A 14,551-nucleotide genomic window follows, 5' to 3' on the forward strand; every position below is an offset into this window, starting at 1 on the left:
AATGTAAAAATTTCATTAAAAGTTACCCATTGAAATAAATATTGTGTTACATTCTTTTCGCTTTAATGGCTTGTATCTCTGTGTTTTTCGTATACAGAATTATGTTACTTGTTAATTATAAAAGGAATGAAGCACAATAAAATTTCGCCGAATACGGCGCTATGGTCAGCTAATGTTTGCTAATTAGTAAGGGGAAAATATCTTGACGGATCTGATTAACTTCATTAACAACATTCTTTGGGACTATGTACTGATATACCTTCTCCTTGGGGTTGGTCTTTACTTCACACTGCGTTCTGGTTTTATACAACTTCGCCACTTTGGCCACATGTTTTCAATTCTGAGAAATAGTAATAAGTCGGATGATTCGGGCATTTCATCTTTTCAGGCCTTGTGTACCAGCCTTGCTGCCCGTGTAGGAACCGGTAACTTAGCCGGCGTTGCTATTGCAATTACTGCCGGTGGACCAGGGGCTATTTTTTGGATGTGGGTAGTGGCATTTATTGGTATGGCGACTGCCTTTGTGGAAAGCACGCTTGCCCAGTTGTACAAGACGAAAGACGATCAAGGAAATTATCGCGGTGGCCCGGCTTACTACATGGAAAGAGGGTTGAAGAAGCGATGGATGGGAATTCTATTTTCATTCTTCCTTATTATCGCGTTTGGTCTTGTATTTAATGCTGTTCAGGCAAACTCAATTGCGGAAGCGGCTGCCTTTGCTTTTAATATCAAACCAATTTATGTCGGTATCGTATTAGTCATTACCAGTGGTGTAATTATTTTCGGCGGGCTGCGTTCTATCGCCCGGGTCGCGGAATTGGTTGTACCATTTATGGCAATTTCCTATTTTATCTTGGCACTTTGGGTTGTTGGTCACAACATTGAACGTATCCCAGCGGTATTTGCACTGGTTATCAAGAGTGCCTTTGGCATTCAGGAAGCGATAGCGGGGACATTAGGCTATGGCATCTCCCAGGCAATGCTTCAGGGGGTTCAACGCGGATTATTCTCGAATGAAGCGGGGATGGGTTCTGCACCCAATGCGGCAGCATCAGCTTCTCCCTATCCACCACATCCGGCCTCTCAGGGTTATGTGCAGATGTTGGGGGTATTTATGGATACCATCGTTATCTGTAGTGCGACGGCGATGATCATCCTCTCTTCTGGTGTTCTTAACGAAAACGTTACCGCGATCAGTGGGATTGAATTAACTCAGCGAGCATTATCATCCGCTGTTGGACATTGGGGAACGATGTTCGTTGCGATTGCAATTTTCTTCTTTGCCTTTACGTCGATTATTGCCAATTACGCTTATGCTGAAAGCAATATGATATTTCTGGAGCGTAACCACACTGCTGGTTTATTTATCCTGCGGTTGGCTGCGTTGGGTATGGTGATGTTTGGTACATTGGCAGACGTCCCTCTGGTTTGGAATATGGCTAACCTATCAATGGCGTGTATGGCTATTGTTAACTTGATTGCCATACTCATGTTGTCAGGTATCGCGATGAAACTGGCGAAAGATTATAACCAGCAGAGAAAATCAGGCAAATTACCGACATTCAATATTAATAGCTACCCAGAGATCCAACAGCAAGTTGAAAAAGGTATTTGGGATCATGATGCACCGCATAACGGTGAGAAGAGTAATTGCTGATACTGAAATGTCCATAGGATATCAGTAACACAAGACGACTCGTATCAAGTCACTTTATTAGCCAGCTATTCGCTCGTTCCGCGAATAGCTGGCTTTTATTTGTTCTTAAAAACATGCGGATAAGTAAAAGAACACCACATCTCTTTTTGTCTCATCTAATATATAATCATTATAATGTTATCTTTTTCTGTAAAATAGCTGACCGATCATGATAAAACGATTAATAATATGCCTATTTATCACATTGTTGATTGGTTGTTCTTATTCCCCTGAGCTAAAAGATAGAAATGGTTATATTGTTGACTATTCCTATCCTTATTCGACCAAGCAACGTATTGACTCAATTAGGTTTCTTGTCCTTCACTATACCGCGTTAGATGATAAAAGATCTTTACGGGAATTAACGGGAGGCCGCGTTAGTATTCATTACCTTATTCCTTCGCAACCGAGATATCAGGATAAAGAGCCGATTATTTTCCAACTGGTTTCAGAAAAGGAAAGGGCATGGCATGCGGGAAAGAGTGAGTGGAATGGATACCAAAGCTTGAACCGCTATTCTATTGGTATAGAAATTGTTAATTGCGGCTTTAAACAAGCGTTTATTAAAAAAGAATGGTGTTCATATCACCCATCACAAATTGACGCAATTATCAGATTGGCAAAAGATATTATGCACAGGCATAAGATCCAGGCTGTGAATGTTGTGGGTCATAGCGATATTGCCCCACTGAGAAAAGACGATCCTGGGCCTGTTTTTCCGTGGCGCGAACTTTATGAACAGGGGATTGGGGCCTGGCCCGATCATGCAACAGTGAATAAATATTTGGCGGGTAGAGCACCGGGTATGCGGGCGTCAGTCATATCAGTTCAGAAAGCACTGGCCCTTTATGGTTATCGTATTCCTCAAACGGGAATTTTGGATAGCGCCACGTATAAAACGATTCAAGCATTTCAGATGCATTTTCGCCCGTCAGACATTAGTGGCATTCCCGATGCAGAAACGGAAGCGATAGCTCTGGCACTGGTAGAAAAATATCAATAACGATTTATGCTTAATATACCAATTTAACTTCAGGATGCGTGTTATATTTCCCCGCTGCGCGGGGAAATATAAGGCTTCGCGTCATCTTGCAGATGGCAACTTGAAGTTTATCGAGTATATATAGAAACAGAATGATGTTTTTTGGAAAGAGAAGGTAGTGGATATAAGTAAGCCGAGGCATGGCGGCCATGATGAATGGCCGCTAACGATACCCGGTTTTATGATCCGCAGTTGTCAGTTAAATGTAGTGGAAGCTTAACTCCAAGTTCAATATCTGTACTTTGGCGAAAATCATAAGGTGTAATGCCGTACTCTTTACGGAACATATAGGTAAAATGGGATTGAGAGCCAAACCCGAAATCCAGGGCAATATCAAAAATAGGCAAAGAACTATTTTTCAACAGATAAACAGCGCCAGCCAGGCGTCGTTGACGGATGTACTTCCCAAGAGATATGCCGGTAACTTCCTTGAATATTTTCTGCATGTGCCAAAGTGAATAGCCAGAATAAGCAGCAAGCTCTTCAAGATGAATGACACGGCCAAGATGGTTTTCTATCCATTTACTCAGTGCGCATACAAGTGCTAAGTGGTTATCTTGTGCCATTACAATTTTAAATTGGTTGAAGGTTGGAGAAGTATACACAACTTCTTTTCAAGATGACAAAACCCATCATTAATAGAGGTACAGTGATTAGATTAAAAATTTTAATACACTATTATCACTTTATCATATGATAACTCTCTATAATATTTTATTATAAAGTTAACTACAATGAAATAATCCTAAGGTGACCTCATTGAATACTAAAAAAATCCTCTTAGCTCTGTGCTTGATATTGATATGTTTGTTTTTGTATTTGTTAGCGTTGGATGTACATTGTGAGCAAGGTAATGATGTGTTCGAATTAGGTGTTTGTTCTATCACCCGATACTTACCTTTTTGACATTTAATCAACCATTATTTTGCCTGCATGTGTGTTAATATGCATCCGCAGTACTCATTCTTTGTAAATGGTGTTTTAATATCCACTTGATACGAATTAACAAACTCAATATTGCGTTAAATTAGTATATAACTCAATCATATATAATATGTTGAAGGAACTATGTTGAGAAAATTTGAACTCAACAAATTTTGCGCAATGTAAGAATTTGAGAAGAGTTGGAGGATTTCTGGCTCTATTCAGGTACAACGGTTCAAAACAACAAATAAAACAGCTTCTAATGAGACGGGTTCTAAGCATCGTAAAAAGAGGATTAGATGGCAGAACAACAAGAACAACAATCTACGCTTAAGCGTGGTTTAAAGAACAGACATATTCAGCTTATTGCTCTCGGCGGTGCAGTAGGTACGGGGTTATTTTTAGGTATTGCCCAAACCATTAAAATGGCTGGGCCTTCAGTGCTCCTTGGGTATGCACTCGGCGGGTTTATCGCATTTTTAATTATGCGCCAACTGGGCGAAATGGTTGTTGAAGAGCCCGTCGCAGGGTCATTTAGCCACTTTGCTTATAAATATTGGGGGAATTTTGCCGGTTTTCTGGCAGGCTGGAATTATTGGGCAATGTTTATTTTGGTTGGAATGGCAGAATTAACGGCTGTTGGCATGTATATCCAATATTGGTGGCCGGACTTTCCAACATGGATTTCTGCGGCAATATTCTTTGTACTGATTAATCTCGTCAATCTAATTAATGTTCGGTTATATGGTGAAACCGAATTTTGGTTCTCTATCATTAAAGTCAGTGCCATCGTCGGGATGATTATCTTTGGAAGTTATTTGCTGATTAGCGGTAATGGTGGCCCACAGGCAAGTATCACCAACTTGTGGCAGCAGGGCGGCTTTATGCCAAATGGGATTTCTGGCTTGATTATGGCGCTGGCTGTGATCATGTTTTCATTTGGCGGGCTGGAAATGGTCGGCATTACCGCAGCAGAAGCAGAAAATCCTGAGAAAAATATCCCAAAAGCTACTAACCAGGTTGTTTATCGCATCTTGCTGTTCTATATCGGTTCATTGGCTATTTTGCTGTCGTTGTATCCGTGGGAGAAGGTGGTAGAAGGCGGCAGCCCATTCGTTTTGATTTTCCATGATCTGGATAATTTCTGGGTAGCGAATGCGCTGAATGTGGTGGTACTAACGGCGGCGTTGTCGGTTTATAACAGTGGAGTGTATTGTAATAGCCGGATGCTGTATGGTTTGGCTAAACAAGGCAATGCGCCTTATGCACTCACAAAAGTTAACAAACGCAATGTCCCTGTCTTGTCTATTGGTTTATCCGCGCTGGTAACATCAATTGGTGTATTGATTAACTATGTTATGCCCGGTAAGGCATTTGAGTTGTTAATGGCATTAGTGGTAACAACTCTGGTCATTAACTGGATTATGATTTGTTGTGCTCATTTGAAATTCCGTTCAGCTAAAGATAAAGAAGGTGTCAAGACGAAATTTCAGGCACTGTGGTATCCATTTGGAAACTACCTGTGTTTAGTATTCCTGGCATTCATTCTTGTTATTATACTAACGATGCCCCCAATTCGTATTTCAGTCATCTTGATGCCGTTTTGGATTGGTGTCTTATGGATTGGTTATTTGATTGTTCGCTCAAAGAAAGCCAAGAGATAAGCAGATTAGTTGCTAATCCACGCCATGTTTTTTCAGCCGGGTATTATGCCCGGCTGATTGTCAGTGATAAATAATGCATTACCGTTATTTTATGTAACTAAATGCCATTCTCTGGTGAATTCTATTTTTAATAAAATATTATTTCTGTATTTTCTCCATAATACAGAATAAGAATGTTTATACTCTTTTTTTGACAATGTAGTTTTATTTTAAACGCTAACTACTCCGGCGAAATGCACTTCATGAAATCAATAAATCGTATGAGGATGATCATACGGATGAATAGTAAAAAGTCATCCCACAAATATTATAATTGAACAATATTTAATAAAGGACAAACAAAAAGTAAGCTGATTACATGTAAAGCGGCTATATTGTACGTTCAAAAATAATAAGTGAGATTAACCATAATTTTTACAGCTACCTAAAATGAATTTTGTATAACAATAACTCTCTGGCCTACACCATAACTGATAGGTAAAACAGTATTATATATTAGTCTTATTAAAGATATTGTTTTGGGTGAATTTTTCTTTTTACGTTTATTCATGGGGTTATGCGACTTAAAGGTTATTGAGTAATTTCAAATCGGAATGTGAATTTAGAGTTTTAAATATGTGCGTTGTCTCCAGCACCTGAAAAAAATGGCTTGCGATTATATAAAGAGTATGTGATAAAACACATGGGTAAACGAAGTAAAGTTCTGTTAATAAATAACAGTAACTAATACTGGTTTGTTTATTTTGATGCCAATAGGCGAATAAAGTGAGTCAAAGGAAATTTTTGAAATGGCAAAAATCACTGGTACTGTGAAGTGGTTCAACGAGTCTAAAGGTTTTGGTTTTATTACTCCATCTAATGGTAGCAAAGATGTATTTGTACATTTTTCTGCTATTACGAAAGATGGGTTTAAAACATTGTCTGAAGGCCAACAAGTTGAGTTTGAAATTCAGGATGGTCCTAAAGGTCCTGCTGCTGCAAACGTTAAAACTTTATAGTAATAAATTTAATTTAGCGGCTATCTGATTGCTGGTTAAATCTATTTATCGTTAGTTTAGTTTTATTATCTGGCGATAACCTATTGCAAATATCACTCTATTGGGATACTAATAGAGTGATTTTTTTTGACTCGGGGCGTTCTTTATTGAACTGAGAAGTACCCGTATTCCCTGATCTGGATAATGCCAGCGTAGGGAAGTCATGGTATCTCTTATTCCGATACCCGCTTTTCTTTAGCTGGTGGCAGGAATCACCATAATGAGAATTAACTCACTGACTATCGCAGGAACCGATCCCGGCGGTGGTGCCGGCATTCAGGCCGATTTAAAAACCTTTTCTGCGCTTGGAGCCTACGGCACGACAGTTATCACTGCGTTGGTTGCGCAAAATACACTGGGTGTACAATCCGTGTATGAACTTGATCCCCTCTTTGTTGCTGCTCAGTTAGAGTCTGTGCTTTCAGATGTCAGGATTGACAGTGCCAAAATTGGTATGTTGTCGAATGCGGCTAATATCGCTGTAATAGCAGAGTCGTTGCAGCGTTATCCTATTCCTTACATTGTACTGGATACTGTTATGGTAGCGAAAAGCGGTGATCCTTTGTTATCACCAGAGTCTGTTTCCGCAATGGTAGAGCAATTACTGCCGATCGTCTCTTTGATCACCCCTAATTTACCGGAAGCAGCAGCTATATTGAAATGTGATATTGCCAATACTGAAGATGAAATGTTATGGCAGGGGCGTGCATTACGTTCAATGGGATGCCAGACAGTTTTATTGAAAGGCGGACATTTAAATAATGAGGAAAGCCCGGATTGGCTTTTTACCTCGGACGGGGAGTGGCGTTTCAGCGCTCCCAGAGTCAATACACGGCATACTCATGGAACGGGTTGTACTTTATCCGCAGCACTTGCTGCATTACGCCCCCGGTACTCTGATTGGCAAAGTACGTTGCCGGTTGCCAAAACATATTTACAAAAGGCGCTGATGCAGGCGGATAGTTTGCAGGTTGGTCATGGCATTGGGCCAGTCCACCATTTTCATCAATGGTGGTGAATTTTTGAATAATGGGGATGCAAAGATCCCCATTTTGAACGTACTGAATCTAATGGATTAGGCGATGGTAATTTTCTTATCGAGATAAACATCCTGTACGGAGCGGATTAACTCAACGCCCTCTGTCATCGATTTCTTGAACGCTTTGCGGCCAAGGATCAATCCCATTCCCCCGGCACGTTTATTGATAACGGCAGTGCGGACAGAATCACTTAAGTCATTGTTTCCAGAAGCACCACCTGAATTGATTAATCCAGCGCGTCCCATATAACAGTTAGCAATTTGATAACGAACGAGATCAATCGGATGTTCAGAGGTCAAATTGCTATAGACGCGTTTATCCGTGTGCCCGAACCCAATAGCAGTATAACCACCGTTAGTTTCAGCCATTTTTTGTTTAACGATATCAGCGCCGATCGTTGCGGCCAGATGATTCGCCTGGCCGGTTAAATCGGCACTGGTGTGGTAATCAACCCCATCTTTCTTGAAAGCGGAATTACGCAGATAAGCCCATAACACAGTGACCATACCGAGTTCGTGAGCGCGTTCAAAGGCGGCTGAAATTTCTTCTATTTGGCGGCGTGACTCGGGAGAACCATAATAGATTGTTGCACCTACTGCAACGGCACCCATGTTAAATGCCTGTTCGACACTGGCATACAAAGTTTGATCATATTGGGCGGGATAGGTCAACGTTTCATTGTGATTAAGCTTAACCAGAAACGGGATCTTATGGGCATAACGGCGAGAAACAGACGCCAGAACACCGTAAGTTGAAGCAACACAATTACAGCCTGCCTCAATCGCCAGTTCAACGATATTTTTGGGATCAAAATAGAGAGGATTGGTAGCGAAAGAAGCGCTGGCGGAATGTTCAACCCCCTGATCTACCGGCAAAATTGAGAGATAACCCGTACCTGCCAGGCGTCCATGATTCAATAAGGTTTGCATGGAGCGAAGAACAGTATTGGGGCGGTTATTTTCGAGCATGACTCTATCAACGAAATCTGTACCCGGAAGATAGAGATTGTCACGTGGAATGGTATTACATTGATGTTCCAATAAACTCTCTGCGTCTTTTCCTAACAACTTAATGATATCAGTCATGATTAACTCCAGTTTGCAAAAGGCGCTACTGATTGTTGTTTATATTTGAGCTGATCACAAGACAAGTGGAGAGGGAAGCCGTAGTGGATCGCTTCAGTTAAGACAAATATTGCTAAAATTTAACCATGTTATATGACTATAAAGTGAAATAATATTTATCTGGTGTGGTGATAAATATTGAAGATATTCAGAAATTGGATAATTGGGCTTATTTTTTCTCAAAATTCCCTCATTAAACTGAATAAATTCCAACATGATTTATCAAAAGGTGTTTTTTGATTACTATAAACACGGTTACTCATAAAAGGGTAATGAATATCCCATCAGGATTTGGAAACATTAACTAATTTAATGTTTTTTAAGATGAAGGGGTTTTATTAACTCCTTGAATTAATTTGGTTTTATTTGTTTGTATAAAAGAAAAGGCCAGCCCAAGGGAGATTGAGCTAGCCAAGGAGGTGGTTCCTAGTCTTACAGTCAAAATTTTTTAGTTTTTTATTTTTCGGAACTGATAATACGGGAAATAAATTAGCATTGATGTGATCTATTTCTAAAAAAATAGATCAATTTCTTTAAAATCCTATTTCGGATTATTTCACTTGTCATGCATATGGATGAGGTGCTCTGGTATTACCACCTTTTAAGTTTCGCACAAGTAAAGCATAATTCAGCTTAATTTCTTCAGGAATAGGAAGATAAACGAGATGCCCATCACCCGGCGCAATTTCCACAGCCTGGCCTTTTTTATTTGTCATGGATTCTAACGTGAAGTTAATATTACCCGATGGAGTCATGAGTTCCAGATGATCCCCGACAAGAAATTTATTCTTCACGGCAACTTCTGCCAGTCCGTTGACGCGATTGCCAGTAAATTCACCAACGAATTGTTGAGTGTCTGATACGGAATAGCCGTATTCGTAAGTTTGGTAGGCATCATGAGTATGACGGCGCAGGAAACCTTCTGTATAGCCACGGTGCGCCAAACCTTCTAATGTGGTCATCAATGTTGGATCGAAGGGTTTTCCAGCCGCAGCATCATCTATGGCACGGCGATATACTTGGGCGGTGCGGGCACAATAATAAAAAGATTTGGTACGGCCTTCGATTTTCAGTGAGTGAACGCCCATGTTGGTTAATCGTTCCACATGCTCAATGGCACGTAAGTCTTTGGAATTCATGATATAAGTACCATGTTCATCTTCAAACGCTGACATATATTCGCCAGGACGTTTGGCTTCTTCTATCATGAAGACTTTATCCGTTGGTGCACCTTGGCCGAGCGTTGGTTCCATGTTTTTAACCGGAATAGGATCGTGCCTATGGACAATATTACCCACACTATCTTCCTTGCCTTCCTGCACATTGTATTCCCAGCGACAGGCATTAGTGCAAGTGCCCTGATTGGGATCGCGCTTGTTGATATAGCCCGATAACAGGCAACGGCCGGAATAAGCCATGCAAAGTGCGCCATGCACAAAAATCTCAAGCTCCATATCAGGCACTTGCTGGCGGATTTCAGCAATTTCTTCCAGCGAGAGTTCACGGGAAAGGATAACTCGCGTCAGCCCCATTTGTTTCCAGAATTTGACCGTAGCCCAGTTAACGGCATTGGCTTGAACCGAAAGATGAATGTCTATTTCAGGAAATGTCTCGCGCACCATCATAATTAAGCCCGGGTCAGACATAATCAAAGCATCAGGTCCCATTTCTACGACGGGTTTTAAGTCACGAATAAAAGTTTTCAACTTTGCGTTATGTGGTGCGATATTGACAACGACATAAAAACGCTTACCTAATTCATGCGCCTCCTTAATGCCTTGTGCCAATGTCTCATGATTAAATGCATTATTACGGACACGCAAACTATAGCGAGGTTGTCCGGCATAAATGGCATCTGCGCCATAAGCGAATGCGTACCGCATGTTTTTCAAAGAGCCGGCAGGAGAGAGTAATTCTGGAGTAAACATATTTTTTAACGTTCTCGGTCTGAGTTCAAGTCAGCCCTTACCCGGTCTTGATATCATTACTAAGGGTAAGGTTTAAAGGAGGGGGATTTTAACGCTTATTTTATCATTAGCACAAATATATTATGGAAAATAAAGATAGTGCGCCGCAGATACGGCGCGAGTCATTAATTATACCGGTTAATTTTGTTTGGTCAGGTCACGAATGCTTTCTGTTGGACCGATTTTCATGACCGACTGCATAGATTTCTTCATGCTTGCGTCATTGGTGTGAGTTTCACTGATAGCAATAATTTGATGGTTTCGGGCTTTCAGGACAAAATAAGGTTTGCCTGATTTGTTTTTTTTCACTTCATGGCGAGTTTTATCGGGAGAATTAACTTGCACAGAGTGAATGCCTTTATTGGCAGCCGCTTTGGTGGTATACATTTCACTGCTCAGAATAATGTCACCGTTTGCAGCCACCAGATTGAAATAAAATTGCCCGTTCTTTGCTTTCTTAAGATCATAATGCCCAGTAGCCATAAGAAATTCTCCTGATTGGGTAATTATCAGCTTAAGTTTAGCCTGAATTTCGTATAGTCAAGGGATTTGATGAGAAAAATTCATCCCCTGTCTCACTATTTTATAGAGCATGATCACTATTTTGTCTTGGTTGAACTGCTTCCCAATTGGCGGTTGTACGAATATATTACAGTCTCTCGCAGAGATAACGACACACCGTTGCAATATAACTCGATTAATACAGCCTCTTATTAGGAGTTTTCCATGCCTGTAGCTATTTGGGCTTTAGCCATAGCGACATTTGGGATCGCGACAACCGAATTCATTGTCGCGGGTTTACTTCCTGAAATCGCAACTGAATTTAGTATTTCAATACCAACTGCGGGGTATATGGTAACCAGTTATGCGCTTGGTGTATTTGTTGGTGCGCCTGTTCTAATCATATTGGCGGGAGGTATAGAAAGGAAAAAGATGCTTTCCATGTTAATGGTATTATTTATTATCGGAAATGCACTGACCACCTTTTCCCCGACATTTTATCTGGCAATTATTGGCCGGATTGTGGCTTCCTTAACCCACGGCGCTTTTATGGGAATTGGTGCGATTATTGCTGCTGAATTAGTGCCAGACAATAAAAAAACCACTGCGATCGCCTTTATGTTTAGTGGAATGACACTGGCTAATTTGGTTGGAATACCGTTTGGAACATGGATAGGAAAAGCGATTTCCTGGCGCGTTACTTTTGCAATAATTACGATGATTGGCATTATCGCATTAGCTGGGATTTTAAAGTTTTTACCTAAATTCGATCAAAAAGCGCCTGCCAGTATTAAAAAAGAATTGCAGGCGTTCACCAATATCCATGTTCTTTTGGCTATGGGGATCACCGTCTTAGGCCCTGCCGCCTTTTTTACGACAGTGACTTATATCGCGCCATTGATGACCCATGTTGCAGGATTCTCTGAAAGCGCAATAACAGGGATCTTGCTGGTGTTGGGGTTAGGTTTTTTCTTTGGCAATATTGTGGGTGGAAAACTTGCAGATAAGGCGATAATGCCATTGCTGTATTGGACATTAGGATTACAGTCCTTAATTTTATTTATTTTCTGGCTTTATGGTGACAACCCGTACATTGCTTGTTTGAGCCTGTTTTTAATGGCCGCATCGGGCTTTGCCACCGTATCGCCAATCCAGCGTCTGGTGATGGATAAAGCTCAGGAGGCTGGCGCACCTAATCTTGTTTCCTCTGTCAATATTGGATTCTTTAATTTGGGTAATGCAGTTGGGGCATGGTTGGGTGGTGTAATTATCGCATCTCATTATGGCTATACCTCCCTTAATCTGGCCGGGGGGTTATTAGCTTTAATGGCATTGTTATTCGCTGTCATTTCAGGTTTGCTTGATCGTAAAAGAACGCTGAATGTTGAAAAAAGGCAATCATAAGCAGCTAATGAGCGTTGCAGCAGTAACTGGTATGGATAATGCCGGTTACTGTGCTTCACATCAAACGACAGATTTCAGCTTCCCAACGATAACCTAATCCATAAATGGAGCGGATAAAAGATTTATCCCCATCCAGTTGCTCCAGTTTCCGGCGCAAGTTTTTAATGTGGCTATCAATAGTACGGTCATTGACAATGCGATGATCGTTATAAAGGTTATTTAATAGCTGATCACGGGAAAAAACCCGCCCTGGCTGGCTGGACATAATTTTGAGCAGACGGAATTCAACCGGCGTTAATTCAAGCACCTGTTCAAAATAACGTGCCTGAAAGTGTTTTTCATCAATGGCCAGCGCACCTTGCTCACTGATGATCTCTTTCGGACGGTAACAACGGCGTAAGATTGTCTTTACTCTGGCTACCAATTCCCGCGGGCTATAAGGTTTACAGATATAATCGTCAGCCCCGATTTCTAAGCCGAGCAGTCGGTCAATTTCTTCCGTTTTTGCCGTCATCATGACAATCGGAATATCTGAAAATTTACGCAGTTCCCGACAGACCGACAATCCATCAAGACCAGGCAACATAAGATCAAGCAAGATAATATGGGGATGGAATTTTTGCACATGAGCGATAACTTCATCACCACGTTTGAGCCATTGGGGGTGGTAATCAGCGGATTGTAGATAATCAACCAGCAGTTGCCCCAACTTTGGTTCATCTTCAACGATGAGAACAGTATATTGTGTAAGATGTGTACTCATTGTGTTTCAAGTTCAGACGATTTCATCAACGGTAATTCTACGTGAATTTTAATACCGCCTAAAGGTGAGCTTTCCACGCGAATTATTCCATCATGGGCTTCAACAATATTATAGCAAATCGCCAGCCCAAGCCCTGAACCTCCGCTTGCGCGGTTACGGGAGGATTCGCAACGATAAAAACGTTCAAAAACCTGCTGGCATTGTTCCGCCGTTAATCCAGGCGCACTGTCCTGCATATCCAATATCCATTTTTGCTGATTTGAATATCCACAAATAATTACCTTTCCATGCTCATTGGTGTAACGCAGGCTGTTTTCCAGCAAGTTATTAAATAACTGTGTTAGCCGATTTGGATCAGCAAGCAGTGTTATGTTGTCTTTTAAATTCAATACCAACATGATTTGCTTATCCGCAAAACGGCCATGATAATTCGCTACGGAGATTTGCAGTAATTCACTGACATTAACAGACTCTTTTCTATAAGCTAGCGAACCACGATCAGAAAGGGATAATAAATGCAGATCGTCTACCAGTTTTGTTAAGGTAGTCACTTCCGCGAGCAAGGAATGGAGTGTTTCCTGTGTGGGTTTCCGTAAACCATCTTGTAAGGCTTCCAGTTCACCCCGCAAAACAGAAAGTGGAGTGCGCAGTTCATGGGAGATATCGGCCATATAATCACGGCGCATCTGTTCATTTTTTTCCAGCGTGCTGGCAAGTTGGTTAAAATCCATTGCCAGTTTACCGATTTCATCTTTACTGGATGGAACGACACGAATACTGAAATCGCCTGCCGCGAGTTTATGTGTACCTTCCACTAGCCGCTTAACCGGCCTTAACAGGCCTCGTGAGAGAAGAAAAGTGGCGATTAATGCCAATAAAGTAGAAAAACCGACAATAGTCCAACTGGTGAATTGTTGCTGGTGGGCAAAGCTAATATCAGCCTGACGGGTAATTTTGTCTGATGCACTGACAATTACCCAGCCAACAATATTATTTTTATAGGTAACTGGCTCACGATAACTTTCCGCTGGAATGTCATTAGAATGCCCAACCAAACGATTCATGTGAGTATCCACAACCCAAAATTGGGGACGCCAACCATGATGTTTGGTTTTTTGATAGGGATTGTCACTCTGTTCAATCGTACGGATAATCTGGAATATCGCGCGATCATTCTGGGTCAGAAAATGCCAGTTACCATATTGCTGGTATTGTTCTGTCAATGCTTGTGCCAGCATATTCGTCCGATTTTGGCTATTTTGTTTAATATAGCCCATAAAACCGTGTTGAAAGCTGAGGTAAATGCCCCAGTGCATTGTGATCAATACCAGCATACAAGTGGCAAAAATTGCCAGAAACAATTTACTGCTGATACCCATTTTTATCCTG

At 41.2% G+C, this 14,551-nt stretch carries 14 protein-coding genes and 1 riboswitch; of the genes, 8 read left to right on the plus strand and 6 right to left on the minus strand.

Translation table 11 applies throughout. The features are described from left to right. Positions 1 to 202: 202 nt before the first annotated feature. Both PXH59_RS02990 and PXH59_RS02995 read left to right on the plus strand, forming a co-directional pair. Positions 203 to 1,657 (plus strand): alanine/glycine:cation symporter family protein, encoded by a 1,455-nt coding sequence (locus PXH59_RS02990; protein ID WP_285810291.1) that lies wholly within the window; start codon positions 203 to 205, stop codon positions 1,655 to 1,657. A gap of 211 nt (positions 1,658 to 1,868) precedes the next feature. Continuing rightward, on the plus strand, positions 1,869 to 2,699 hold the full coding sequence (locus PXH59_RS02995) for an N-acetylmuramoyl-L-alanine amidase (RefSeq protein ID WP_285811857.1): 831 nt from the start codon (positions 1,869 to 1,871) through the stop codon (positions 2,697 to 2,699). Positions 2,700 to 2,917: 218 nt separating this feature from the next. Here PXH59_RS02995 and PXH59_RS03000 read toward each other — a convergent pair whose 3' ends face one another. Further along, positions 2,918 to 3,304 carry a helix-turn-helix domain-containing protein gene (locus PXH59_RS03000; protein WP_047767592.1) on the minus strand — a complete coding sequence of 129 codons (387 nt, stop codon included), beginning with the start codon at positions 3,302 to 3,304 and terminating at the stop codon, positions 2,918 to 2,920. Positions 3,305 to 3,488: 184 nt separating this feature from the next. Between PXH59_RS03000 and mgrB the strand changes: the two genes are divergently transcribed. The 4 genes from mgrB (at position 3,489) to thiD (ending at position 7,381) form a co-directional block, all read left to right on the plus strand. After that, entirely contained in the window at positions 3,489 to 3,644 is a 156-nt protein-coding gene (gene mgrB, locus PXH59_RS03005) for a PhoP/PhoQ regulatory lipoprotein MgrB (protein ID WP_099131379.1), read from the plus strand. Between the two features lie 317 nt (positions 3,645 to 3,961). Next, positions 3,962 to 5,326 carry an amino acid permease gene (locus PXH59_RS03010; protein ID WP_047767421.1) on the plus strand — a complete coding sequence of 455 codons (1,365 nt, stop codon included), beginning with the start codon at positions 3,962 to 3,964 and terminating at the stop codon, positions 5,324 to 5,326. A gap of 788 nt (positions 5,327 to 6,114) precedes the next feature. Then, on the plus strand, positions 6,115 to 6,324 hold the full coding sequence (cspE, locus tag PXH59_RS03015; RefSeq protein ID WP_047767423.1) for a transcription antiterminator/RNA stability regulator CspE: 210 nt from the start codon (positions 6,115 to 6,117) through the stop codon (positions 6,322 to 6,324). A gap of 122 nt (positions 6,325 to 6,446) precedes the next feature. Further along, positions 6,447 to 6,539, plus strand: a riboswitch (TPP riboswitch). 44 nt (positions 6,540 to 6,583) lie between these two features. Then, positions 6,584 to 7,381, plus strand: a complete 798-nt coding sequence (thiD, locus tag PXH59_RS03020) for a bifunctional hydroxymethylpyrimidine kinase/phosphomethylpyrimidine kinase (protein ID WP_285810292.1) — start codon at positions 6,584 to 6,586, stop codon at positions 7,379 to 7,381. A gap of 57 nt (positions 7,382 to 7,438) precedes the next feature. Here the strand turns inward: thiD and fbaB are convergent, their stop codons facing one another. The 3 genes from fbaB to PXH59_RS03035 all read right to left on the minus strand — a co-directional run bounded on the left by fbaB (position 7,439) and on the right by PXH59_RS03035 (position 10,977). Further along, a complete protein-coding gene (fbaB, locus tag PXH59_RS03025) occupies positions 7,439 to 8,488 on the minus strand; it encodes a class I fructose-bisphosphate aldolase (RefSeq protein ID WP_047767427.1) in 1,050 nt (349 codons plus the stop codon). A 602-nt stretch (positions 8,489 to 9,090) separates the two neighbouring features. Continuing rightward, the gene (gene trhP / locus PXH59_RS03030; RefSeq protein ID WP_047767429.1) at positions 9,091 to 10,455 is read right to left on the minus strand and encodes a prephenate-dependent tRNA uridine(34) hydroxylase TrhP; all 1,365 of its coding nucleotides are present in this window, start codon (positions 10,453 to 10,455) and stop codon (positions 9,091 to 9,093) included. A 177-nt stretch (positions 10,456 to 10,632) separates the two neighbouring features. Further along, positions 10,633 to 10,977 (minus strand): YegP family protein, encoded by a 345-nt coding sequence (locus tag PXH59_RS03035; protein ID WP_047767431.1) that lies wholly within the window; start codon positions 10,975 to 10,977, stop codon positions 10,633 to 10,635. Positions 10,978 to 11,046: 69 nt separating this feature from the next. Between PXH59_RS03035 and PXH59_RS03040 the strand changes: the two genes are divergently transcribed. Further along, positions 11,047 to 11,211, plus strand: a complete 165-nt coding sequence (locus PXH59_RS03040; protein WP_285810293.1) for a hypothetical protein — start codon at positions 11,047 to 11,049, stop codon at positions 11,209 to 11,211. 9 nt (positions 11,212 to 11,220) lie between these two features. After that, complete coding sequence (locus PXH59_RS03045; RefSeq protein ID WP_285810294.1) at positions 11,221 to 12,399, plus strand: MFS transporter; 1,179 nt, start codon at positions 11,221 to 11,223, stop codon at positions 12,397 to 12,399. 55 nt (positions 12,400 to 12,454) lie between these two features. Here PXH59_RS03045 and baeR read toward each other — a convergent pair whose 3' ends face one another. Both baeR and baeS read right to left on the minus strand, forming a co-directional pair. Next, positions 12,455 to 13,162, minus strand: coding sequence for an envelope stress response regulator BaeR (gene baeR / locus PXH59_RS03050; RefSeq protein ID WP_285810295.1), 708 nt, complete (start codon positions 13,160 to 13,162; stop codon positions 12,455 to 12,457). Beyond that, on the minus strand, positions 13,159 to 14,547 hold the full coding sequence (gene baeS / locus PXH59_RS03055) for an envelope stress sensor histidine kinase BaeS (protein ID WP_285811609.1): 1,389 nt from the start codon (positions 14,545 to 14,547) through the stop codon (positions 13,159 to 13,161). Before baeS ends, baeR begins: the two co-directional genes overlap by 4 nt. Positions 14,548 to 14,551: the final 4 nt, after the last annotated feature.

Origin of the sequence: Xenorhabdus bakwenae (genome assembly GCF_030272115.1) — a bacterium.
Lineage (GTDB): Bacteria > Pseudomonadota > Gammaproteobacteria > Enterobacterales > Enterobacteriaceae > Xenorhabdus > Xenorhabdus bakwenae.